Source organism: Nocardia iowensis, assembly GCF_019222765.1.
In the GTDB taxonomy this organism is placed as follows: Bacteria; Actinomycetota; Actinomycetes; order Mycobacteriales; family Mycobacteriaceae; genus Nocardia; species Nocardia iowensis.
In genome coordinates, this window is sequence record NZ_CP078145.1 from 733,403 (window position 1) to 757,678 (window position 24,276).

Sequence of the window (24,276 nt, forward strand, 5' to 3'; positions counted from 1 at the left end):
GTCACTAGCACGGCTTGTGACCGGGCGCACAGGAATCCGGCGAACCGGGCGAGACGCCTATGCGGCCCGGTGCCCACCAACCGTCACGGCTAAACTTCCAGGCGAATCCCCAGCTTCGCGCTCCCGGCCCGAAAGGACCCTGGTATCCCGTGACTTCGCAGGTCGACACCGTCAGCGCAGCCGCAGCAACTCCCGACGTGCCGCAACCCTATAAAGAGCTGGGTCTGAAGGACGACGAGTACGCCCGCATCAAGGAAATCCTCGGCCGTCGGCCGACCGACGCCGAACTGGCGATGTACTCGGTGATGTGGAGCGAGCACTGCTCCTACAAGTCGTCGAAGGTGCACCTGCGCTACTTCGGCCAGACCACCACCGAGCAGATGCGGGCCTCGATGCTGGCGGGCATCGGGGAGAACGCGGGCGTCGTCGATGTCGGCGACGGCTGGGCGGTCACCTTCAAGGTGGAAAGCCACAACCACCCGTCCTATGTCGAGCCGTATCAGGGCGCGGCCACCGGTGTCGGCGGCATCGTGCGCGACATCATGGCGATGGGCGCACGGCCGATCGCGGTGATGGACCAGTTGCGCTTCGGCGCGGCGGACGCTGCCGATACCCGGCGCGTGGTCGACGGTGTGGTGCGCGGCGTCGGCGGTTACGGCAACTCGCTCGGCCTGCCCAACATCGGCGGCGAGACCGTGTTCGACGCGTCCTACCAAGGCAATCCGCTGGTGAACGCGCTGTGCGCGGGCGTGATGCGGGTCGAGGACCTGCACCTCGCCTTCGCCTCCGGCACCGGCAACAAGATCATTCTGTTCGGCGCGCGCACTGGCCTCGACGGCATCGGCGGCGTCTCCGTGTTGGCCTCGGACACCTTCTCCGGTGACGAGTCGGGCACCGGTCGCAAGAAGCTGCCCAGTGTGCAGGTCGGCGACCCGTTCACCGAGAAGGTGCTCATCGAGTGCTGTCTCGAGCTGTACGCGGCCAAGCTGGTGGTCGGCATCCAGGACCTCGGCGGCGCCGGGTTGTCCTGCGCCACTTCCGAACTGGCGGCCGCGGGCGATGGCGGCATGCACATCGAGTTGGACCGGGTACCGCTGCGCGCCACCGGCATGACCCCAGCCGAGGTGCTCTCCAGCGAATCGCAGGAGCGCATGTGCGCGGTCGTGACGCCGGAGAACGTGGACGCGTTCATGGCGGTGTGCCGCAAGTGGGACGTGCTCGCCACGGTGATCGGTGAGGTCACCGACGGCGACCGGCTGATCGTCACCTGGCACGGCGAAACCGTCGTCGACGTGCCGCCGCGCACCGTCGCGCACGAGGGCCCGGTGTACGAACGGCCGGTGCGGCGACCGGACGAGCAGGACGCGCTGATCGCCGACAGCACCGACAAGCTGACCCGCCCGAAGACCGGCGACGAGCTGCGCGCGACGCTGCTGCAAATGCTGGCCAGCCCGCAGCTGTGCAGCCGCAAGTGGATCACCGAGCAGTACGACCGCTACGTGCGCGGCAACACCGTGCTCGCCGAGCACGCCGACGCGGGCGTCATCCGGATCGACGAGCAGACCGGCCGCGGCATCGCGCTGGCCACCGACGCGTCCGGCCGCTACACGAAGCTGGACCCGTACACCGGCGCGCAGCTCGCGCTCGCCGAGGCCTACCGCAATGTCGCCACCACCGGCGCCACCCCGAAGGCCGTCACCAACTGCCTCAACTTCGGTTCCCCCGAGGATCCCGGCGTGATGTGGCAGTTCCAGCAGGCTGTCCGCGGTCTCGCGGACGGCTGTGTGGCCCTTGGCATCCCGGTCACCGGCGGCAACGTCAGCTTTTACAACCAGACCGGGCAGACGGCCATCCTGCCGACCCCGGTGGTCGGCGTGCTCGGCGTGATCGACGACGTGCACCGGCGCATCCCGACCGGGCTCGGCCTGGAGCCGGGGGAGACGCTGATCCTGCTCGGCGAGACGCACGACGAATTCGGTGGCTCGATCTGGTCGCAGGTCGCGCACGACCACCTCGGCGGCGTGCCGCCCAAGGTCGACTTCGCCCGCGAGCAGTTGCTCGCCGAGGTGCTCACCGCTGGCTCGCGCGACGGCATGATCAGTGCGGCGCACGACCTTTCCGAGGGCGGGCTGGTCCAGACCGTCGTCGAGGCCGCGCTGGCCGGCGAAACCGGTTGCCGCATCCTGCTTCCCGAGGATGCCGACCCGTTCGTGACATTGTTCTCCGAGTCGGCCGGACGGGTACTCGTCGCGGTGCCGCGCTCGGAGGAGACCCGGTTCACCAAGATGTGCACCGCCCGCGAATTGCCGTGGACGCGCATCGGTGTGGTCGACCAGGGTACGGATTCCATTGAGGTGCAAGGGCAGTTCTCCGTCCCCATGGACGAGCTGCGTGCCGCACACGAGGGCACGCTGCCGAAGTTGTTCGGAGCAAGTGCGGTCTGATGCCGCCTGGGGCTGGAGCGGTCTCAGTAGTTGAGCGCGGCGGCGCCGGCCGAATCGTCGGCGCCGCCGAGCTCCCCCGCCTCTCCGCGTATTCAGGCCAGGCCTAGGTGCGGGGAGAGGAGCGTCGGCGTCCGGCGGCTGGGATTCGGCTGAGTCAGCTGATACCCGGCGAGTTACCCATGTTCGTGCGAAATCAGTTGTCCTTTTCGCTGTTCGGGGTGGTAGTCGCCACGCTGTTCTTCGCGCTATCGCTGACTCCTTCGCTGCTGCCGCGGGATTGGCTGTTCGAAGGGCTCGTCGGCGGGATCAACGCGGCGATCGGCTACGGCGTCGGCTGCCTGCTGGAGTGGGCGTACCGCAGATGGATTCGGCCCCGGGTGCGGCTGCCCGCTGCTGTGACAGAGACATTCGCCGAGCTGCCCACCTGGTTGCCGGGCGCGATCAAGGTGCTCGTGGTGGTCGCCTGCGTGATCGTCGCGATAGTGATGCTGATTCAGTCGGCGCGGTGGCAGCGCGAAATCACCGCGCTGATGGGGATGGACGACATCACGACCACGGGCTTTCTGCGCACCGGTGCGCTGAGCGCCGCCGTGATCGCGGTGGTGATCGGGGTCTTCCGTGCTGTCCGGTGGCTGGTGCGGTGGGTCGCGAACGAACTCATCGAGCGGGTACACATCCCGCGCAAACTCGCGCTGCCCATCGGCTTCCTGATCGTCACCATCGTCGCCGTCACGTTGTTCAACGGCGTGCTGGCCAAAGCGTTCTTCTCGGTGGCGAATTCGGCGTTCAGCGTGCGCAACAGCCACACCTCACCCAATGCCACCCAGCCGCAGTTGCCGGAACGGTCAGGCAGCCCGGCCTCGCTGGCGAAGTGGGAGACGCTCGGCTCGGAAGGGCGCTGGTTCGTCTCCTATGTGCCGACCGCCGCCGACATCGCCAGGGTCACCGGCAAACCCGCGCGCGAACCCATTCGCGTCTACACCGGCCTGGAATCGGCGGACGGTCCGCAAGCCCAGGCCGAGCTGGCCGTCGCCGAACTGGAGCGCACCGGTGCCTTCGACCGCAAGGCCTTGGTCGTGGTGACAACCACCGGCACCGGCTGGGTCGACTCCACCAGCGCCGAATCCGTCGAGATGATGTACGGCGGCGATACCGCGATCGTCGCCACCCAGTACTCGTATCTGCCCAGCGTGCTGTCCTTCCTCTCGGACAAGGAGAAGGCGACGCGGATGGGAAAGCTGGTGTTCGACAAGGTGTATGAGCACTGGTCGGCACGGCCGGCGCAGGCGCGGCCGAAGCTGCTTGTCTACGGCGAGAGTCTCGGCTCGCAGGGGTCGGAGGGTGCCTTCACCGGCCTGTCCGATCTGCGAACGAAGTCCGACGGGGTGCTGTGGGTCGGTCCGCCGAACTCGAATCGGCTGTGGGGCGAATTCGTCGCCCGGCGCGACCCCGGCTCACCCGAGGTGCTGCCGACCTACGCCGACGGCCTGGTGGTGCGGTTCGCCGACAGCCGCGGCGATCTGTGGCGGCCGCCGGGCACCTGGCTCGCGCCGCGCATCGCCTACCTGCAGCACGCGTCCGACCCGGTGGTCTGGTGGTCGCCGGATCTGCTGTTCGACGAACCGGATTGGTTGCGCGAGCCGCGCGGACCGGATGTGTCGCCGACCATGGCGTGGTATCCGATCGTCACGTTCTGGCAGGTCGCCGCGGACCTGCCCAACGCGCAGGGCGTCACCGACGGGCACGGCCACCGCTATGGCACGCTGGTGCTCGATGCCTGGGCCGCCCTCGCCGAGCCGCCGGATTGGTCGGCCGAACTGTCGGACCGGATCCGAAACTACTTGGAACAGTCGGCCGTTCGGGAACGCTCACTCAAGTGAGTGGATAGGACGCGAACCTGGGCGGGCCAGGACCCCTCGTGCACAAGGCCCGCCCAGGAGCGTCGTCAGGCGACGGAATTGAATGGATCGTGCTCGGCGAGCAGCTTTTCCATCCGCGCCTGATCGATGCGACCGTGCACGGTCGCGGCTTCGTGCTGGTCACGCACCACCTTCGCCAAGGTGAAGGTGCTGGTCACCAGGAAGAGCATGGACATGGCGAGAAAGCCTCGCTGCCACATATCCAGTGGCAGATAACAGATTCCGACGCCCACCCCGAGGAAGCTGACGCCGAACGCGATCGCGGCCTGCGCGATGAACGCCGAAGTGGTTTTCGGCTGTGCGTTGGGAGTGCTCATGGGTAAGAAGTCTGCCGACACGCGTTCGCGCGCAACCGCGTACAACTACTCGAGCGGTCTGGGTAATTGCCGACCGCCGCCGAAACCTGGCCGATTCAGCGGTGCCGCCGGGCCGCGGTGCCGCCGATGGCGGTGCGCGGCGATGCGCCGCGCGGCGGCCCGGGCAACGCGCCGCCGACCGTACCGGACCGCCATACTGTTCGGGTGATGATCGCTACGGACCCGCCGACGCCGTCCGCGCCCGACCCCCGCCCGCGCTGAGTTCTCGTGCTCGAGACCGCCACCACCCTGACGAAGCTGCGTGCGCGCGGCATCGTCATCGTGCGGCGCGTGGAAGACATCATCGATCTGAATTACGTCGGGCTCGTCGTCGCGACGGTGTTCTTCGCGCTGTCGGTGACCCCGTCGCTGCTGCCGCGCGATTGGCTGTTCCAGGGGCTGATCAGCGGGATCAACGCCGCGCTCGGCTACGGCGTCGGCTGTGTGCTGGAGTGGCTGTTCCGGTTGTGGGTGCGGCCGCGGCTGACCAGGATTGCGCCGCCGCCCACCTGGGTGCGCTACGCAGTGAAGTCCGCGGTCCTGTTCACCGCCGCGTTGAGTGCGGCATTGATGCTCGTCCAGTCGGCGCGCTGGCAGCGGGAGATCACCGCGCTGATGGGGATGGCGGGCACGACGACGCCCGCCTACCTGCGCACCGGGTTGCTCAGCTTGGCGGTGGGCGCGGCGGTGGTCGCGGTGTACCGGACGGTGCGCGAGACCATCCGGTTTCTGGCCCGGCTGCTCAACCACTGGGTGCGGGTGCCGCGGGAGCTGGCACCGGCCGCTGGGTTCCTCGTGCTCGTCGTGCTGGCCGTGACCATCTTCAACGGCGTCGCCTCGCGGGCCTTCTTTGCCGTCGCCAACTCGGCGTTCAGCGTGCGCAACGACCACACCTCGGTGAACGCGATCCAGCCCGTCCAACCCGAACGCTCCGGCAGCCCCGCCTCGCTGGCCAAATGGGAAACCCTCGGCTACGAGGGCCGGTGGTTCGTTTCGCATGGGCCGACCGCGAGCAAGATCGGTGAGGTGACCGGCCGACCGGCTCGGGAACCGATCCGCGCCTACGTCGGCTTGGAATCGGTCGAGCCAGGCGAGGACCCGGCGGAACTCGCGGCCGCGGAACTCGAGCGGACCGGCGCGTTCGATCGCAAGGTGCTCGTGGTGATGACCACCACCGGCACCGGGTGGGTGAATGCCATGGCCGCCGGGGCCATCGAATACATGTACGGCGGCGACAGCGCGATCGTCGCCTCGCAGTATTCGTACCTGCCCAGCGTGCTGTCGTTCCTCGCGGACCGGAGCAAGGCGATGACCGCGGGCCGGGCGATGTTCGACGCGATCCACCGGCACTGGGCGGCGCGGCCGCGGGAGCAGCGGCCGAAGCTGCTGGTATACGGGGAAAGTCTCGGCTCGCAGGGTTCCGAAGCGGCCTTCGACGGGCTCGCCGATCTGCGGACGAAGGTGGACGGCGCGCTGTGGGTCGGTCCGCCGAACTCGAATCGACTGTGGAAGCAGTTCGTTTCGCGGCGCGATCCCGGCTCGCGGGAGATCCAGCCGGTGTACGCCGACGGGCTGGTCGTGCGATTCGCCTCCGACAGTGCCGATCTCGCGCGCCCGTCCACCGAGTGGCGGCCGCCGAGGATTGCCTACCTGCAGCACGCGTCGGACCCGATCGTTTGGTGGTCGACGGATCTCATTTTCTCGCAACCGGATTGGCTGTCCGAGCCGCGCGGCGCGGATGTGTCGTCACAGATGCGATGGTGGCCGTTCGTCACCTTCTGGCAGGTGGCCGCCGACCTCACCAATGCCCAAGCGGTCACCGATGGACACGGGCACCGTTACGGCAGTCTCGTGCTCGACGGGTGGGCGGCAATCGCCGCGCCGCCGGACTGGACCGCCGGCCTGTCCGACCGGGTCAGGGCGGAGCTGGAAGTAGCCGAGGATTTCGAGCGGAAGACCAAGTGAGTAGAGTTCCGGAAGTTGCTGTCGCCGTTGGCATTCCACTGGCATGGAGCAATTGGTTGCTGCCCGGGCTTGGACTCGGTGTCCGGGGTAGGACAGCCGCCAATGCGGGATTCGCCACCGCCTACGCGCTCGTCTTCGATGACGATCCGAACTGGTTCTCAGCGAGGGGATTTCGGTACGGCATAGTTTCCGCTGCGCTTGTTGCAGCCGGTTACGGTGTGGCCCTCGCTATTCCGCCGGTGCGGGAGGGGTTGCGCGAGTTCGCCGACCGCGGGCCGGAGGTGTCCGACGCCGAATGGATCGCGGTGCACATCCCGATCGGCACTGTCTACAGCGAAGAGATGGTCTTCCGCGCTGCACTGGATCCGTTGCTGGACAACGCTTTCGGCTCCCGTGCTGGATCGCTGCTCGGTGCACTGACATTCGGCCTATGGCATATCCACCCGGCTCGCGCGGCGGGTGAGAGTGTCCCGGCCACGGTCGCCGCCACCGCTGCGGGTGGCTTTGTGCTCGGCTGGCTGCGCCGCCGCACCGGGAGCGTCACCGCCCCGGCCTTGCTTCACTTCGCCACCAATGCGGGCGGTGCTATCGCGCCGCGCCTGGCCAGGCTCTTCGGAACCCCGCGCACGCAAGCCTGACCGGGGCGGCGTCACGCCCAGGTTCGGGCTCATCGGCTGTCTGTAGCGGTCGCGCCCATTGTTGCAGGACCGGAGTGGCTGAAACCTGCCCACTTGCGCACAGCGTTCCTGTCTGCGTACAGTGTTCGCAACGAGAGAACGGCGTACGCCCCAACGGGATCGAGCAGGAGAAAGAGCATGTCGAACAACGTGAACTGGGATACCAACGGCGACTGGAAGGTGCAGGGCGACTGGGGCACCACCGATTCGACCGGTCGGGAATTCGCGCTGGCTCGCTGGCAGCAGCGGCTGGACGAACTCCGGGCCGCCCACCATGTGCCCGGCGCGGCGCTGGCGATTCTGGTCGACGGCAAGGTCTACGAAATCGCTAGCGGTGTCCTGCATCGGGGCACGGGCGTGCCGGTCACCACCGACTCGGTGTTCCTGTGTGGCTCGATCGCCAAGGTCTACACCGCGACGTTGATCATGCGGCTCGTCGACGAGGGCAAGCTCGATCTCGACGCGCCCGTCGTCGAGGTGCTGCCCGAGTTCGCCACGCCGGATGAGGAAGCCACGCAGCAGATCACGGTCCGGCGGTTGCTCAGCCACACCGGCGGCGTGACCAACGACTTCAACTACGACGGCGGCCGCGGCGACAACTGTCTCGCCGAATATGTCCGGGCCGCAAGGGAAGTCGCGCTGGACTGTAAACCGGGCACGGCGATGTCATACGGCAGCCTCGGCTATGTGGTGCTCGGTCGGGTCATCGAGGTGCTGACCGGCAAGACCTTCGACGAGGCGGTGCGGGACTTGCTCGCCGTCCCCTTGGGTCTCGACCATCTGGTGACGCTGCCCGAGCAGGCGCTGCGGTTCCGCACCGCGATGAGCCATCTCGGCGCACCGGGGCAGTACCCGGATCCCGCGCCGGAGTGGGACATCATGCCGCGCTCCGTCGCGCCCGCGGCACGGGTCATCAGCACGGCCGGTGACATGGTGCGCTTCGCCCGGATGCACCTGGAGGGTGGTCGCGCCGCCGACGGCACCACCGTGCTGTCCGCCGAATCCGTTGCGGCAATGCAGCATCGAGCGATCGACGTGCCGGACAAGTGGACCGTCAGCGCCGACGGCTGGGGCCTCGGCTGGACGTTGTACGACTGGAACGGCATCAAGGGCTTCGGCCACGACGGCGCCGCGATCGGCCAGTACGGCTACCTGCGGGCCATCCCCGAAGCCGGTGTCGCCGTCGCACTGCTCACCAATGGCGGTGGCGCGCGCCAACTTTACGCGGCGCTGTTCCGGGAACTGCTCGCCGAACTGGCCGGGGTGCGGATGCCAGACCCGTTCGGCCCCGCCGTTCCGCCGGTCCCCGTGGACATCGCGCCGTTCGTCGGCACATACCAGCGGGCTGGCGTCGTCATCACGGTCAGCAAGCAGGACGACGGCTCCGGTCACATGCTGTACGAATTCGTCGACGACATGAAGGACATGTCCCCGCCGCTGAGCATGGAACTCACCCCCGTCTCGGAGACGGTCTTCGCCGCTTCCGGCGCTGGCCCCTCCTTCAGCGAGGACTACATGCCCATCGTCTTCGCCACCCTCGCCGACGGCACCGAGGCCTGCTACGTCGGCATGCGCGCTACCCCGAAACAGGCCACCAACTGATCGTCCGCGAAATATAGGGCCGGGCCCCCGGTAATCTCGGCGACGTGGCGCGACAAACAGTGAGCCCGGCCGATCTCAGGTCGGCGGTGGATGCGGTGAGTGACTGGCTGCTGGACGAGTCGGCACCCACCCCCACGCGCACCGAACTCGCCGCAGCCGTCCGCACCACCGCCCGAACCCTGGCCGCCTCAGCCCCCGGCCATTCGGTAGAGGTACGCGTCCCCCCGTTCGTCGCGGTCCAATGCATCGAAGGCCCCCGCCACACCAGAGGCACCCCACCGAACGTCGTAGAAACCGACCCCCGCACCTGGCTCCTCCTGGCCACCGGCCTACTCGACTTCACCACCGCCCTCGACTCCGGCACCCTCACCGCCTCCGGCAGCCGCGCCCCCGAAGTAGCCCACTGGCTCCCCATAACCCGCCCAACCCCCGACTGACGATCCCGCACCACGCACGGGCCCACTTGCGGTCAGGTGGTCACGCGGTTGCTGCGGTGCAGGCCCTTGCGGTCGTAGAAGCGGGTGATGAGGGCGCCGAAGGTGAGGCCGATGGCTAGGCCTGCGAGGGCCATCCAGACGCCGCGGGCGAGGCCGGACTCGAAGTTGGCGTCGAAGTAGAGGATGGCGCGGATGCCGAGGAAGACCTGGTGCATCGGTTCGAAGGAGGCCAGCCAGCCGAAGTACTGGGGGGTTGCCTCGATCGGGACGGTGCCGCCGGAGGAGGGCAGGCCGAGGATGATGAACAGGATCAGGTTGACCAGCAGGCCGGCCGAGCCGATCGCGGCCAGCGTGGACAGGCCGGTGATGCCGACGGCGATGATGGCCAGCGCGCTGTAGAGGAACAGTGCCAGCGGGTGGTCGATCGGCATGTCCAGGGCCTTGCCGACGATGAGGAAGACCGCCGAGACGATGTTCGCGGTCACCACCATGACGCCCCACTTGATCAGCAGGGTGCGGAAACGCGAGATGGGTGTGGGCGGGTAGTGCACGAACCACGGCCCGTATTCGGTGGGGATGAAGCCGAGTTGGGCGTCGATCATGGTGTGGATGACCATCGCGCCGACCACCCCGGCGAGCAGCAACAGCAGCGCGTAGAAGAACGCGGTGAGGCCTTGGCCGGTGCCATCGGGCAATGGATGATACTGCTGGACAACAACTTTCACCGGATCGGCCAGAGCGACCCTGCTGGCACCGGACAGCTCGGGCGCGGGCGGCCCGCCGGGCTGCGGCTTCAGCTGCTCGGTCACCTGGTCGGTGAGCTGCTTGCCGACCTGCTTGTTCACCTCGGTCAGCGCCTGATTGCCAACCCGGAGCACGATCTGGGTGCCGAACGCGCCGGTCCGCGGATTGGTCTGCAGGGTGATGATCGGGCGCTCCATGTCGCCGGGAATCACACTGCCGACGCCGAGAATGCCGAGCCGCTTGCTGAAATCGCTCGGGATGACGATCGCGCCGTAGACCTCACCGGACTGCATCTGCCGCTCGGCCTCGCTGATGCTGATCACATGCAGGTCGACCTTGTCCGACGGCACCCCCTTGACGAGCGCGTCGGTGATCTGGTTACCGGAATTCACCTGCTGCGCCCGATCGGCCGTGCCGATGACATCGCCCACATCTTGGTTCACCAGCGCGATGGGGAAATCGTGCAGATTCTTCTCCGGATCGACGACGTAATCCAGGTACATGATGCCGAGCAGAGCCGTCAGGAGGGTGAGCACTCCGATGGGAAACAGCACCATGCGAGCCCATGGTCGGCGCTGCGGCGCCGCTGCTCCTGTGTTCGATCCCGCCCCGCTGCCGGTGTCCGCGCTGTCGGTAGTCGTCACGGCTCGCACCGTAACAGCTGGCGCGCCGACGTCCCGACCCGTGCGCCGCGCCGATTGCTGCTCGTATGCGGTAGCGGTGATCGCGAACGAAGTTTCACCCGTAGAATGAAACGTGCCCCCAGCCCGCCCGAACAGGGAGCAAACGGTGACCAACGCCGAACTGCCGGTCGACAGCCCGATCTCCGATGTCAATGGCTCAACCGCCACCCCCGATCAGGTCGAGAACGAGCCACGCGAAGAGTGTGGCGTGTTCGGAGTCTGGGCGCCGAGCGAGGACGTGGCGAAGCTCACGTACTACGGCTTGTACGCGCTGCAGCACCGCGGGCAGGAGGCGGCGGGCATCGCGGTATCCGACGGTTCGCAGATCTTGGTCTTCAAGGATCTCGGCTTGGTCAGTCAGGTATTCGACGAGCAGACGCTGGCCGCCATGCCGGGCCACATCGCCGTCGGTCACTGCCGCTACTCCACCACCGGCGGCGTGACCTGGGAAAATGCCCAGCCCATCTTCCGCACCACCTCGGTCGGTTCCGGACTGGCCTTGGGCCACAACGGCAATCTGGTCAATACCGCCGAATTGGCCGGTCGCGCACGGGAACTCGGACTCATCGGCGCCACCGTCGCGAACGGCCGCCCGCAGCCGATCGCCGCGACTTCCGACTCCGACGTGATCACCGCGCTGCTCGCGCACGCGTCCGCGGATTCGAGCATCGAGCAGGCGGCGATGGAGCTGCTGCCGACGCTGCGTGGCGCGTTCTGCCTGACCTTCATGGACGAGCACACCCTCTACGCCGCGCGCGACCCGCACGGTGTCCGCCCGCTGTGCCTCGGCAGGCTGGACCGTGGCTGGGTTGTTGCCAGCGAAACCGCGGCATTGGACATCGTCGGCGCCGCGTTCGTCCGTGAGATCGAACCCGGCGAACTGCTGGCGATCGATGCCGACGGTGTGCGGTCGATGCGCTTCGCCAACCCCGAGCCCAAGGGCTGTGTCTTCGAGTACGTGTACCTGGCCCGGCCGGACAGCACCATCGCAGGCCGCTCGGTACACGCCACCCGGGTCGAGATCGGCCGCCGTTTGGCCAAGGAGCATCCGGTCGAGGCCGATCTGGTGATCCCGGTGCCCGAATCCGGCACCCCGGCCGCCGTCGGCTACGCACAGGGCTCCGGCGTGCCCTACGGCCAGGGCCTGATGAAGAACGCCTATGTCGGGCGCACCTTCATCCAGCCGAGCCAGACCATCCGTCAGCTCGGCATCCGGCTCAAGCTCAACCCGCTGCGCGAGGTCATTCGCGGCAAGCGACTGATCGTGGTGGACGATTCGATCGTTCGCGGTAACACCCAGCGCGCGCTGATCCGCATGCTGCGCGAGGCGGGCGCGCTGGAGATCCACGTCCGGATCGCGTCGCCGCCGGTGAAGTGGCCGTGCTTCTACGGCATCGACTTCGCCTCGCCCGCCGAGTTGATCGCCAACGGTTCAGGTGCCGAAGGCAGCTTCGACGAGATGGTGGAGGGCGTACGCCGCTCGATCGGCGCCGACACCCTCGGCTACATCTCCACCGAGGGCATGATCGCCGCCACCGAACAACCGCGCTCCCGGCTGTGCTGCGCCTGCTTCGACGGCAGCTACCCGATCGCGCTGCCCACCGAGGCGGCCATCGGCAAGAACCTGCTGGAAGGCATGCTCACCGGGCAGCCCGAGGCAATGCTGCTGGGCGAGAACGCGAATGCGAGCGCGCTGAGCCGTCCGTGATCATGGCTCGTCCATGATTCATCACCGTCCATAAATGCCGGGAACCCCGACATCCCTTGCGCGCAGTCGGATGCGGTCTGTAGCCGCGTCATGGCCGGAGAATATGCCCCGCCGATTCGAACGTGGGGCGAATACTTCTCTTTGGTGATCACCGATTCAGGGCGCTGAGTCACGCCCGGAACATGGATGCGTACGGCGGGTCGAGCGTGCGCGTCGCCGGTGCGAGCGGGTTCCTGTCCGGTGACGTGCCATGGCGTCCTCGGGACACTACAGCTGATGATCTAGTGCAATCCTGGACATTCGTCCGGTGATCCGGCCCCCCTGGTGCGCTATTTGCAACGCCTGCTAACACCCCGGTGATTTTTTCTGTGAAAACGCAACGTGCAGGAAATGGTTCGTGGGTACGGTGCCCGTCAGATCGGAAGTTCATTGTGTCCGCACCGGGCCTGCGATCCAGGACAACGCGGTGCGGCGCTCGAGAAGTGGGGCCCTGATGTTGGTTTCAAGGACACCTGGGGGCCGGACCCGGACGCGAACTATCGCGGCCGTCGGCCTGGCGTCGCTGGTGGCGTCCGCCTTGGCGGGCTGCGGTTCCGGCCGGACCGGTGATGGTGGTGACGGTGGCGGCTTGCTGGCCGGCACCACGGACAAAATCTTCTCGCTCGACCCGGCAGCCGCCTACGACAACGGCTCCCTGGTCGCGGAAACGCAGTTCTATCAGTACGTGCTGAACTTCGCGCCCGGCGACGCGACGCCGAAGCCGGACGCCGCGGAGAAGTGCGAGTTCACCAGCCCGACGGTGTACAGCTGCACCATGAAGCCGAACTTGAAGTTCGCCAACGGAAACCCGTTGACCGCCAAGAGCGTCAAGTTCTCCTTCGACCGGTTGGTCAAGATCAACGATCCGAACGGTCCCGCGGCGTTGCTCAGCAACCTCGAGAAGACCGATGCCCCGGACGACCGCACCGTCAACTTCACGCTGAAGGTCGCCAACGACCAGACCTTCCCGGCGATCCTGCCGACCCAGGCGGGTCCGATCGTCGACGAGAAGGTGTACGCGCCGGACCGGGTGATGGCCGACGAGGAAGTGGTCAAGAACAAGGGCTACTCGGGCCCGTACACCATCGCCAGCTACGACAAGAACAAGCTGGTGGAATACCGGGCGAACCCGGACTACAACGGCATCCTCGGTACACCGAAGACCAAGACGGTGTCGACCAAGTACTACGCCACCACCGACAACATGAAGCTCGACCTGCAGAACGGGTCGCTCGATGTTGCCTACCGTTCGTTGACGCCCACCGATATCGATTCGCTGCGCGGCGACAGCAAGGTCACCGTGCACGAGGGCCCCGGCGGCGAGCTGCGGTACATCGTGTTCAACATGAACACCATGCCGGGCGGTACCCCGGAGCAGAAGCTGGCCGTGCGCAAGGCCCTCGCGTCCACGGTCGACCGGGCAGCGCTGGCCAAGAATGTGTACAAGGGGACCTACACGCCGGCGTATTCGTCGGTGCCACAGGGTGTTCCGGGTGCGACGGAGCCGTTCAAGGAGATCTACGGCGCTGATCCGAGCAAGGACAAGGCCGCCAAGTTCCTCGCCGACGCCGGCGTCGCGACGCCGGTCGAGCTGAACCTGCAGTACAACCCGGACCACTACGGTTCGAGCAGCTCCGAGGAATACGCCGCGATCAAGTCGCAGCTGGAAGCCAGTGGGCTGTTCCGGGTGAACCTGCAGTCCACCGAATGGGTGAGCTACCAGCGGGAACGGGCGCGCGATTCGTACCCGCTCTACCAATTCGGTTGGTTCCCGGACTTCCCGGACGCCGACAACTACCTGAGCCCGTTCTTCGGCCCGAACAACTTCCTCGAGTCGCACTTCGAGGACCCGAGCATCAACGCTCAGCTGATCGGCCAGGCCACCGAAAGCGACAAGGCCAAGCGGCTCCAGCTCCTCGCCACGGTGCAGCGTGACCTCGCGCAGAACCACCTGCCGATCGTTCCGCTGTTGTCCGGCAAGCAGATCGCCGTCTCGGGTAAGAACGTGCAGGGAGTGGAGGACACTCTCGACGCTTCGTTCAAGTTCCGTTACACGGTGCTGAGCAAGTGACATCCGGCGAAGCCGGGCCCGGGACGATAGCTGCTCCAGAAACGAAGCCAGCGCCGGCCCGGGCCCGGCGCTTCGGCGTGCCACGGAAAGGGAAGGGCGGGAGCGATTCTCGCCAGCTCGCACTGCTGCGCTACTTGGGCGTGCGGCTGCTGCTGATTCCGGTGACCGCGTGGATTCTGGTCACCGTCGTGTTCTTCCTGATGCGCGTGGCCGGTGATCCGATCAGCGCTGCCATGGGTGGGCGAATGACCCAGGAGCAGATCGAGATTCGCAAGGAGGCGGCGGGGCTGAACCGGCCGATCCTGTCTCAGTACTGGGAGTACATCACCGGTCTACTGAGCGGGGATTTCGGCAAATCGCAGGACAATCGGCAGATCAGCGAAGTGGTGATGACCTATGGCGCCGCATCGCTCGAGCTGATGTTCTGGGCACTGATCGTGGCCTTCGCCGTCGGTGTACCGCTGGGCAGATACGCCGCGACCCGGCGTGATTCGCCGACCGATACCGGTCTGCGGTTGTTCGCCATCCTGGCCTACGCGGCGCCGGTGTTCTTCGTCGGTCTGCTGCTCAAGCTGGTCTTCGCGGTCAAGCTGGGCTGGCTGCCGGTGGCGGGCCGGGCCAGCACCAATGTCGAGCTGCAGCTGCAACATGTTTCGCCGAAGACCAACATCATGTTGATCGACGGCATCCTCTACGGTGACGCGGGATATCTGCTCGATGTGCTGGAACACGCTGTGCTACCGGCGATCGCGCTCGGTCTGCTCACTGCCGGGATCTTCTTGCGGCTGGTGCGGATCAACCTGATCCAGACGCTGCGTGCCGATTACGTGGATGCCGCGCGGGCGCGTGGCCTCTCCCAGCGGGTCGTCACCGGACGACATGCCTTCCGCAACGCGATGATTCCGATCGTCACCGTGATGGGTATGCAGATCGCCATGATGCTCGGCGGCGCGGTGCTGACCGAAACCACCTTCGAATGGAAGGGTCTCGGCTATCAGCTCGCGACGTATCTGTCGGCGCGTGACTTCATCGCCGTGCAGGGCATTGTCGCGTTCATCGCGCTGGTCGTCGCTGTGATGAGCTTCTTGGTGGATGCCCTGGTGGCACTGATTGATCCGAGGGTGAGGTTCTGATGACCGCACCGGAATTGCTCAATGAGCCGGTGATCGTGCCGCCGGTACCGCCCGCGGTTCGCCGGGGCGTGCCCGGTCTGCGCTTGTTCTCGATGACCGCCGGGTTGCAACGGGTGACCCTGATCTTCGGCCTGACCCTGGTCGCGATCTTCGTGCTCGCGGCGATCTTCGCGCCGCTGATCGCGCCCTATGATTTCGCGCAAAGCGCCGCCGACGGCGTCGATTTCGCGCGACAGCAGGCGCCGTCGGCGGACCACTGGTTCGGCACCTCGGTACGCGGCGAGGACGTGTTCTCCCGGGTGATCTTCGGTGCCCGCACCGCGCTGTTCGTGATCGCGATCTCGCTGGTGCTCTCACTGTTTATCGGTGTGCCGCTCGGCTTGGTGTCCGGCTACATCGGCCGCTGGCTTGACCGCGTGCTGGTGCTGTTCATGGACGCGATGTACGCCTTCCCGACGTTGCTGCTGGCGATCGTGGTGTCCATCGTGGTCTCGGGCGGCCGGTCGACCAGTTTCGGCGGCGTGCTGTCGGCGGCGGTGGCGATCACGGCCGTCTTTGTGCCGCAATACTTCCGGGTGGTGCGCAACGCCACCATCGCGGTGAAGAACGAACCGTACGTGGATGCCGCCCGGGTCACCGGCGCGTCCACCACGCGAATCCTGTTCCGGCACATCTTCGCCAACGTCACCCAGTCGCTGCCGGTGATCGTCACCCTGAACGGGTCCGAAGCCATCCTCACCCTGGCCGGGCTCGGCTTCCTCGGGTTCGGTATCGAGCCGACCCAGGCCGCCGAGTGGGGCTACGACCTGAACAAGGCTCTGTCCGATGTCTCCAACGGCATCTGGTGGACCGGTATCTTCCCCGGTTTCGCCATCGTGCTCGTGGTGCTCGGCATGACCCTGGTCGGCGAGAGCCTGAACGAGGTGCTCAACCCGATCCTGCGTACCCGCCGCTCGGTCGCGGCGGCACCCGGCGACGCGATCACCGTCGCAGGCATCGAAGTCGCCCCGACCGAACTCGAGAGTGGCACCGACACAGCCGATGTCGAGTCCGCGGGCGCGAAGCCCGCCGGAAACGATGTCGATCTGGTGAAGGACGGCACTGCCGGGAAGGAGACCACATGATCAACTCATCCGCGGTGGCCGACCGGAGCAAACCGGCGCTGTCCATCGAATCGCTGTCGGTCACCTTCGCCACCGACGCCGGACCCGTCTACGCGGTCTCCGACGTCTCCTACGAGGTGTTCCCGGGTGAGGTGCTCGCCATCGTCGGCGAGTCCGGCTCCGGCAAGTCGGTGAGCTCGCGCACCGCGATGGGATTGCTGCCGCTGACCGCGCGGGTGCGCGGTCTGGTCACCCTCGGCACCGAGACCATCACCTCGATGAACGAGCGGCAGCTGACCGCGGTGCGCGGCGGTGCCATCTCGATGGTGTTCCAGGAGCCCGGGCTCGCGCTCGACCCGCTGTTCACCGTCGGCTTCCAGATCGGCGAGGCGCTGCGCGCGCATTCGGAGATGAGCAAGAAGGACGCGAAGGCTCGCGCGATCGAACTGCTGCGCATGGTCGGCCTTCCCGACCCCGAGCATCGGGTGAACTACTACCCGCACCAGCTCTCCGGCGGCCAGAAGCAGCGCGTGGTGATCGCCATCGCGATCGCCTGCGAGCCGAAGGTGATCATCGCCGACGAGCCGACCACGGCGCTCGACGTGACGGTGCAGGCGGAGATCCTTGAGCTGTTGCGTGACCTACGCGACCGGATCGGCAGCGCCATCGTGCTGATCACGCACAACATGGGCGTGGTGGCCGACCTGGCCGACCGGGTCGTGGTGATGCGCAACGGCAGGGTGGTCGAGCAGGCGCCGGTGGACGAGTTGTTCGCCAGTCCCAAGGCGGACTACACCCGGGCACTGCTCGCGGCCGTTCCGCACCTCGGCACCGAGCAACTGGCGCACGGCCCGGCCGAAGAGGTCGCGCCGTCCGCCGAGCCGGTGCTCGAGGTGTGCGACCTGGTTGTCGAATTCCCTGGCTCGTTCGGCAGGCCGCCGTTCCGCGCGGTCGACGACGTGAACATCCGGATCGGGCCCGGTGAAACCCTGGGCCTGGTCGGCGAATCCGGGTCGGGCAAGTCGACCATCGGCCGCTGTGTCGCCGCGCTGCAACGGCCGACCTCGGGTGTGGTGAAGGTGCGCGGGCAAGACATCGCCGGATTGTCCGGGCGCAAGCTGCGGCCGATCCGGCGGCGCTTCGGGTTCGTGTTCCAGGACCCGGCCAGCTCGCTGAATCCGCGGCTCACCGTCGGTGAGTGTGTCGCGGAGCCGCTGATCGTGCACAAGATGGGCAGCACCGCGGAGATCAAGGCGCGGGTGCGCAAACTGCTCGACGATGTGCAACTGCCCGAGGGCACCGAGCGGCGGTATCCGCACGAGTTGTCCGGTGGTCAGCGCCAGCGCGCCAGCCTGGCCAGGGCCCTGGTCCTGGACCCGGATCTGCTGGTCGCCGACGAGCCGACCAGTGCGCTCGACGTCTCCGTGCAGGCCGCCGTGCTGGAACTGTTCGGGCAGCTACAACGCGAATGTGGTTGGGCCTGCCTGTTCATCAGTCACGATCTCGCGGTCGTCGATCAGCTGGCCGACCGAATCGTGGTGCTGCGCAATGGCGCGGTGGTCGAGCAGGGCGATCGGGATCGCATCCTGCGCGCTCCGCAAGAGGAGTACACGCAGCGTCTGGTGGCCGCGGTGCCCGTGCCCGATCCGGTGGAGCAGCGCAGACGCCGGGCGGAAACCGCGGCTTTGTTCGCTACCGAACGGAGCGGATAAGGGCAGCGGCAACTTACGCCCAGCCCGGTTGACAAGTCTCGCGGTACTCGCGCCCGGCAAAAGGCGCGGGGAGGCGGGACAAGCTGCAGGGTCGTTATCGGGTTCCGGTAGCGTGAGCAGGCATCTATCCGCCGATTCGGTTTGGAGCTTTCCCCGAAAATGACTGAACAGACCCCCAGTGGTGGTGCCTCCTACGCCGCGGCAGGCGTGGATATCGAGGCAGGTGACCGCGCAGTCGAGTTGTTCGGGCCATTGGCGAAGAAGGCGAGCCGACCCGAGGTCCAAGGTGGCCTCGGCGGGTTCGCCGGACTGTTCGCGCTCAAGGGCGGCTATCGCGAACCGCTGCTCGCCGCTTCCACCGACGGGGTCGGCACCAAGATCGCGGTGGCGCAGGCGATGGACAAGCACGACACCGTCGGACTCGACCTGGTCGCGATGGTCGTCGACGATCTCGTCGTGTGCGGCGCCGAGCCGCTGTTCCTGCAGGACTACATCGCCATCGGCAAGGTCGTGCCGGAGAAGGTCGCCGAACTCGTCTCCGGCATTGCCGAGGGCTGTGTCCGGGCCGGTTGCGCGTTGCTCGGCGGCGAGACCGCCGAGCATCCCGGCCTGATGGACCCGGACGACTACGACCTGTCCGCGACCGGTGTCGGCGTGGTGGAGGCCGACGCGGTGCTCGGTCCCGACCGGGTGCGTCCCGGTGACGTGGTGATCGCGATGGGCTCGTCCGGCCTGCACTCCAACGGTTACAGCCTGGCCCGCAAGGTGCTGCTCGACATCGATCGCATGTCCCTCACCGGGCATATCGAGGAGTTCGGCCGCACCCTCGGCGAGGAGCTGCTGGAGCCGACCCGGATCTACGCCAAGGACTGCCTGGCCCTGATCGCCGAAACCGACGTGCGCACCTTCGCCCATGTCACCGGCGGCGGACTCGCCGCCAACCTCGGCCGAGTGCTGCCCGCGGGCATGGTGGCCGAACTGGATCGCGGCACCTGGAACCCGGCCCCGGTCTTCAAGATGATCGCCCAGCGCGGTCGGGTCGAACGCGTCGAGATGGAGAAAACCTTCAACATGGGCGTCGGCATGGTAGCCATCGTCGCCCCCGAAGACGTCGACCGAGCCCTGGCCGTGCTGACCGCGCGCCACATCGAATGCTGGACCCTCGGCACCGTCAAGAAGGCAAAGGACGCCGACGCCCTACGCGCCGTCCTCGTCGGCGAACACCCGAGGTTCTAGTCCAGCACAACCCACCCACCACAGCGCGAGTCTTGCGAACACGCCGCGCCCGCGCGGCAAATAACACCAGCGTCCCGCATCGTTCAGATGCGGGACGCTGGTGCGTTGTAAGCCTTTTCGGCGGTATCCGTCAACGCGCGGCAACGCCTGAAGGGGGAGGTACGTCGACCTCCCCCTTCAGACGTTGCTCCGAGTCAGCGGCGCCAGTCGTCGTAGTCGTCCTCTTCCCACTTGGATGAGGACTTGTCCGCGTCGTGCTCATCGGACAGCACACCACTCCGTTGAGAGTTGGGGCTTCCCGAAAGCTCGCGCTGAAGGCTCGCGAAGTCGCTCGGCGGGCTGCTGTATTTCAGCTCGCGTGCGACCTTGGTCTGCTTTGCCTTAGCCCGGCCACGGCCCATGGCTGACCCCCTCGCGTCACTGCGGGGCGGCCTGGGGTTTGGTTGGCGGCCCCGTTCGAATTAATACTCTTCCTGACAGACACTTTAGCGTGTGTCCGGCGGTCTCGCTTCCAGGAGTGGGTGAAGAACTCTTGAAGAGGTTCCGTTTGCCCGGTTGTCGCCCTCGGCCGGTCCGGCTAGAGCACCCCGGGGATCGCGCGAATCACGCCGACCCGGGCACCGCCGCCGAGCACCGCGGGGGCCGCGAGCTCCGCGTGCGCATCGCTCCAGTCCACTCCGATCCGGTGCAAAATGGCCAGCGTCAGGGGCATTCGGGCACGGTCGTGCCCGTCGTCGATCTTGTATGCGAACGCCGTTCCGTCGGGCAGCGCACCGGCGTGCACGCCGTCCGCGCCGATCTTGCAGACCAGTCCCGGGGTGGCCTGCATGGCCAGCAGATCGGGTGCGTTGGTGCCGGAAATCACTCGCGGATGGGCGCGGATGGCGTCGGCGACCCGGCGCTCCGGCGCGTCGGGCGCGGCCGTTGCCATGGTCGCGAACACCCGGGCGAGGTTGATCAACGAGACCGGAATGATCGGCAGGCCACAACCATCGATGCCGAGATCGGTCTCCGGTTCGCCGGTGAGATCGGCGACGGTGGCGATGATCGCCTGCTGCAACGGATGTGCCTCGTCCAGATAGCCTTCGGTCGGCCAGCCGTTGATCGCACAGGTCGCCAGCATCGCGGCGTGCTTGCCCGAACAGTTCATGTAGATCCGGCGCGGTTCCTGCGAACCCGAGAGCACGGCCGCGCGCGCCTTGTCGTCGACCGGTAGATCCGGCGGGCATTCCAGCGACTTCTCGTCGAAACCGAAGCGGTCGAGGAGACGGCGCACCAGTGCGACGTGATCCGGTTCGCCGTAGTGCGACGCGGTCGCGATGGCCAGCTCCGCGTCGTCGAGCGGCTCGAACCCGTGGCGCAGCAGGGTGATCGCCTGCATGGGCTTGTTGGTGGAGCGCGGGAAGATCGGCAGGTGCACCTCACCGAGTTCGAGCATCGGCTCGCCCTGGGAATCGAGGATGACGGCCGAGCCGCGGTGCACGCACTCGCGGAAGCCGGAGCGGACTACTTCGACCAGTTCCACACTCACAGTTGCGCTCCCATGTCGAGTTCGGCGCCACGTCGAGTGGCCGGATTCTTCGCGTGCCTGCGGGCATGGCGTTCGATCTGCATCCGCACGTCGTCGGAGATGGTCGGCTCCGCCGTGAGCAGGGTCGCCAGCAACTCCGGGTCGTTGCCGGTGAACAGGTCACGGACGGTGATGCCGTGGTCGGGGACATGCACCACCGACACCTCGTCGCCGGCGCCGATCGTGCCCTCGGTCAGCACCCGCAGGTAGGCGCCGGTATCGCTTTGCCGCGCGAATCGCTTGACCCACTGGGCTTCTCCGCTCCAGTGCTGAAAGGTGGCGCACGGCACCCGGGGCGCGCTCACCTCGAGCAGGGTGTCGCCGATGGCCAAGCGGGCACCGAACACCGCGTCGCTGACCGGGAGCCCGGCGATGCGCAGGTTCTCACCGAACCAGCCCGCGGGCAGCTCCCGATCGAGTTCGCTGCCCCAGCGCCGAGCATCCTCCTCGGCGTAGGCGTAGACCGGCTGGTGCACGCCGCCATGATGCTTGACGTCGCACACGTGGTCTCCGTCCAGGCCGAGGGTGCGCACCGGCACCCGGCCCGGCAGCGGCCGCTTGTCGATCGCGGTCCGGCCGACCCTGGTCGGCACTTCGAGCTCGGCATGCACCACACACACGGCCAGCACCTGGCCGCTATCACCGCGTCGCATCAGCGGCCGCGGAGCCGATCGACCGCGAGCCGGCCGGCCTGCGGTGCGTCGTTGGCCGGCACCGAATCGGGGTCGATGGCGGCGGCGGTGGGTCCGGCGGTCAGCGCGGTGTCCGTCGGGACGGTGCGCTTGATCAGGGCGAGCGCGATCGGCCCGAGTTCGTAGTGGTCGATGACGGTGCCGAGGCGGCCGACCGTGCGGCCGCCCGCGGTGATGTCGTCGCCGATCGCGGGACGCTCGTCGGCCGAACCGTCCAAATGCAACAGCACCAGATGGCGCGGCGGCTTGCCGAGATTGTGCACCCGCGCCACGGTCTCCTGGCCGCGATAGCACCCTTTGTCCAGATGAACCGCGCCGTACTCGGTCACCCCACCGATCCACCGTGCCTCGTGCGGGATGGTGCGTTCGTCGGTGTCCAGCCCGATCCGCGGCCGCACCGCGGCGACCCGCAGTGCCTCGAAGGCCCACATACCCGCGGGTTCGGCACCGGCCTCGGTCAACCGGGTCCACCATTCGATGAGCTGTGCGCGGGGGATGAGCAGATCGAACGAGTCCGCGGTCGGCCACGGCATCCGGCGCACGAACCCGCCGCCGGGCAGTGCCACCGCCTGGTAGGTGCCGGGCAGGCTCGCGATGCCCAGCGTCGCAAGCACTTCGGCGACCTTCGGCCCGAGCAGGCTCAGCACCGCGTACTCGGCCTCGGTCGGCTGCGCGTCGGCCCAGAAGACCATTTTCCGCAGGAAGTCCAGCAGGGCCGGGCCGCGGTCGCCCTCGGTGTCGATCCACACCGTGGCTGCCAGTTCGGTGAGCACGAAGTGGTTCAGCACCCGGCCGTTGAGATCGAGGTCGAGGTTCTCCGCCGACTGCCCGTCGCCGAGCTCGGCGATGTGCTGGCTGGTGATGGTGTGCAACCAGGTCAGCCGCTCGGCGCCGGTGATGCTCAGGACGAAACGGTGCGAGCGATCGACCACCGCCGCGCGTTCCACCGCGGCGCGCTGTTCACCGAGTGGATCACCGTAGTGCCACGCGACGGCGGCGTCGGGTGACTCCGGCGCTCCCGCGACGGCTCCCGAAACAGCGAGGACAGGGCTGGGCGCAACGACCACGGACACGTTTCCACTGTAGGCGGGGCCGGAGTCGGGTGTCCGAACCGGGGCTACGGGGAGCCCTTCGCTATGTCCGGTGCGAGACGTCGGACCGACTCCCGAGTGAACCTCGAGCAGCGGGCGGTAAAAGATGCCGCGAAGTCTGCCGTGACGTAGGCGCGGCGCAGCAACACCGCCTACTCTCGACGCATGGTAGATCGGGTTCTTGTCTCACTCGACGGCGCGGTCCGGGATCCGGACGCGCCGTTGTTGTATGCCGACGATATCGGTGTATTGCGCGGCGACGGTATTTTCGAAACGGTGCTGGTGCGCGCGGGGAACGCGTGCGCGATCGAATTTCATCTAGGCAGGCTGCGTCGTTCGGCGCAGGCGTTGGATCTACCCGAGCCCGAACTGGGGCGGTGGCGGGAGGCGGTCGAGCGGGCCGCGAAGGAATGGGGGAGCGACCGCGAAGGGTTGATGCGGCTGGTGCTCACCCGGGGGCGCGACTCCGAGCTCTCGGGGGTGGCCGAGAAGGTGACCACCGGTGATCTCGCGGCCGCCGTGCCGGTGCCGACCGCCTACGTGCTGGTGCTGCCGGTGCCGGCTCGGGTGCAGAAGGCGCGGACCGAAGGCGTTGCGGTGGTGACCCTCTCGCGCGGCATCTCGATCGACCTGGCGCAGGCGGCGCCGTGGCAGTTGCTCGGCGCCAAGACGTTGTCCTACGCGTCCAACATGGCGGCGCTGCGGTTCGCGGCGCGGATGGGCGCCGACGACGTGATCTTCACCAGCACCGAGAACCGGGTGCTGGAGGGTCCGCGTTCGTCGGTGGTGATCGCGCGGGACAAGCAGCTGATCACGCCGCCCGCGAAGAACGGTGTGCTGCCGGGAGTCACCCAGCGCGCCTTGTTCATCGAGGCCGAGAAGGCCGGGTGGGAGTGTATCTACAAGTCGCTGTTCACCGCCGACCTGCTCACCTGCGACAGCGTGTGGATGATGTCCAGCGTCTCGCTGGCGGCGCGGGTGAATTCGCTGGACGGGCTGCGGATGTCCGCGCCGGACAACGCCCAGGAGATCATCGATCTGGTCGATCGCGGCATCGAGCGGGCGGGCGCCGTACACGAGTGGTGAGGGGACCG

Annotated in this window: 18 protein-coding genes and 1 pseudogene; 13 read left to right on the forward strand and 6 right to left on the reverse strand. The window is 67.4% G+C overall.

Annotated elements, in window-relative coordinates; all coding sequences use genetic code 11:
* The first annotated feature begins 149 nt into the window (after nucleotides 1-149).
* Together purL and KV110_RS03520 are read left to right on the forward strand one after the other, a co-directional pair.
* Nucleotides 150-2,444, forward strand: coding sequence for a phosphoribosylformylglycinamidine synthase subunit PurL (gene purL / locus KV110_RS03515; RefSeq protein WP_218473384.1), 2,295 nt, complete (start codon nucleotides 150-152; stop codon nucleotides 2,442-2,444).
* 179 nt (nucleotides 2,445-2,623) lie between these two features.
* A complete protein-coding gene (locus tag KV110_RS03520; protein ID WP_218473386.1) occupies nucleotides 2,624-4,324 on the forward strand; it encodes an alpha/beta hydrolase in 1,701 nt (566 codons plus the stop codon).
* A gap of 65 nt (nucleotides 4,325-4,389) precedes the next feature.
* On the opposite strand, the gene KV110_RS03525 is transcribed toward KV110_RS03520, so the two are convergent.
* Complete coding sequence (locus tag KV110_RS03525; protein WP_218473388.1) at nucleotides 4,390-4,680, reverse strand: YiaA/YiaB family inner membrane protein; 291 nt, start codon at nucleotides 4,678-4,680, stop codon at nucleotides 4,390-4,392.
* A 267-nt stretch (nucleotides 4,681-4,947) separates the two neighbouring features.
* Here KV110_RS03525 and KV110_RS03530 point away from each other — a divergent pair, with 267 nt between their 5' ends.
* The 4 genes from KV110_RS03530 to KV110_RS03545 all read left to right on the forward strand — a co-directional run bounded on the left by KV110_RS03530 (nucleotide 4,948) and on the right by KV110_RS03545 (nucleotide 9,400).
* Nucleotides 4,948-6,684: an alpha/beta hydrolase gene (locus KV110_RS03530; protein WP_218473391.1), complete on the forward strand. Its 1,737-nt coding sequence runs from the start codon at nucleotides 4,948-4,950 to the stop codon at nucleotides 6,682-6,684.
* Nucleotides 6,681-7,322 carry a CPBP family intramembrane glutamic endopeptidase gene (locus tag KV110_RS03535; RefSeq protein ID WP_218473393.1) on the forward strand — a complete coding sequence of 214 codons (642 nt, stop codon included), beginning with the start codon at nucleotides 6,681-6,683 and terminating at the stop codon, nucleotides 7,320-7,322. Before KV110_RS03530 ends, KV110_RS03535 begins: the two co-directional genes overlap by 4 nt.
* Nucleotides 7,323-7,499: 177 nt before the next feature.
* Complete coding sequence (locus KV110_RS03540; RefSeq protein WP_218473395.1) at nucleotides 7,500-8,963, forward strand: serine hydrolase domain-containing protein; 1,464 nt, start codon at nucleotides 7,500-7,502, stop codon at nucleotides 8,961-8,963.
* A gap of 44 nt (nucleotides 8,964-9,007) precedes the next feature.
* Complete coding sequence (locus KV110_RS03545; protein ID WP_218473401.1) at nucleotides 9,008-9,400, forward strand: sterol carrier family protein; 393 nt, start codon at nucleotides 9,008-9,010, stop codon at nucleotides 9,398-9,400.
* 32 nt (nucleotides 9,401-9,432) lie between these two features.
* On the opposite strand, the gene KV110_RS03550 is transcribed toward KV110_RS03545, so the two are convergent.
* Nucleotides 9,433-10,701 (reverse strand): YhgE/Pip domain-containing protein, encoded by a 1,269-nt coding sequence (locus KV110_RS03550; protein WP_218478148.1) that lies wholly within the window; start codon nucleotides 10,699-10,701, stop codon nucleotides 9,433-9,435.
* A 232-nt stretch (nucleotides 10,702-10,933) separates the two neighbouring features.
* Here KV110_RS03550 and purF point away from each other — a divergent pair, with 232 nt between their 5' ends.
* The 6 genes and pseudogenes from purF (at nucleotide 10,934) to purM (ending at nucleotide 19,829) form a co-directional block, all read left to right on the forward strand.
* Nucleotides 10,934-12,535: an amidophosphoribosyltransferase gene (purF, locus tag KV110_RS03555; protein ID WP_218473403.1), complete on the forward strand. Its 1,602-nt coding sequence runs from the start codon at nucleotides 10,934-10,936 to the stop codon at nucleotides 12,533-12,535.
* A 493-nt stretch (nucleotides 12,536-13,028) separates the two neighbouring features.
* Entirely contained in the window at nucleotides 13,029-14,645 is a 1,617-nt protein-coding gene (locus tag KV110_RS03560) for an ABC transporter substrate-binding protein (RefSeq protein ID WP_246634331.1), read from the forward strand.
* 122 nt (nucleotides 14,646-14,767) lie between these two features.
* Entirely contained in the window at nucleotides 14,768-15,778 is a 1,011-nt protein-coding gene (locus KV110_RS03565; protein WP_246634676.1) for an ABC transporter permease, read from the forward strand.
* Nucleotides 15,779-15,870: 92 nt separating this feature from the next.
* A pseudogene (locus KV110_RS03570) lies at nucleotides 15,871-16,731 on the forward strand (ABC transporter permease); the annotation flags it as partial.
* 167 nt (nucleotides 16,732-16,898) lie between these two features.
* Nucleotides 16,899-18,593 (forward strand): ABC transporter ATP-binding protein, encoded by a 1,695-nt coding sequence (locus KV110_RS03575; protein WP_218473414.1) that lies wholly within the window; start codon nucleotides 16,899-16,901, stop codon nucleotides 18,591-18,593.
* Nucleotides 18,594-18,752: 159 nt separating this feature from the next.
* On the forward strand, nucleotides 18,753-19,829 hold the full coding sequence (gene purM / locus KV110_RS03580) for a phosphoribosylformylglycinamidine cyclo-ligase (protein ID WP_218473428.1): 1,077 nt from the start codon (nucleotides 18,753-18,755) through the stop codon (nucleotides 19,827-19,829).
* A gap of 194 nt (nucleotides 19,830-20,023) precedes the next feature.
* Here purM and KV110_RS03585 read toward each other — a convergent pair whose 3' ends face one another.
* The 4 genes from KV110_RS03585 to ygfZ form a co-directional block, all read right to left on the reverse strand.
* Complete coding sequence (locus KV110_RS03585; protein WP_107653982.1) at nucleotides 20,024-20,230, reverse strand: DUF3073 domain-containing protein; 207 nt, start codon at nucleotides 20,228-20,230, stop codon at nucleotides 20,024-20,026.
* Between the two features lie 176 nt (nucleotides 20,231-20,406).
* Nucleotides 20,407-21,360 (reverse strand): asparaginase, encoded by a 954-nt coding sequence (locus tag KV110_RS03590; RefSeq protein ID WP_218473430.1) that lies wholly within the window; start codon nucleotides 21,358-21,360, stop codon nucleotides 20,407-20,409.
* A complete protein-coding gene (locus KV110_RS03595) occupies nucleotides 21,357-22,052 on the reverse strand; it encodes an MOSC domain-containing protein (RefSeq protein WP_218473431.1) in 696 nt (231 codons plus the stop codon). Before KV110_RS03595 ends, KV110_RS03590 begins: the two co-directional genes overlap by 4 nt.
* The gene (gene ygfZ / locus KV110_RS03600) at nucleotides 22,052-23,164 is read right to left on the reverse strand and encodes a CAF17-like 4Fe-4S cluster assembly/insertion protein YgfZ (RefSeq protein WP_218473433.1); all 1,113 of its coding nucleotides are present in this window, start codon (nucleotides 23,162-23,164) and stop codon (nucleotides 22,052-22,054) included. Before ygfZ ends, KV110_RS03595 begins: the two co-directional genes overlap by 1 nt.
* A 183-nt stretch (nucleotides 23,165-23,347) precedes the next feature.
* Between ygfZ and KV110_RS03605 the strand changes: the two genes are divergently transcribed.
* Nucleotides 23,348-24,268 (forward strand): aminodeoxychorismate lyase, encoded by a 921-nt coding sequence (locus tag KV110_RS03605; RefSeq protein WP_218473435.1) that lies wholly within the window; start codon nucleotides 23,348-23,350, stop codon nucleotides 24,266-24,268.
* Nucleotides 24,269-24,276: the final 8 nt, after the last annotated feature.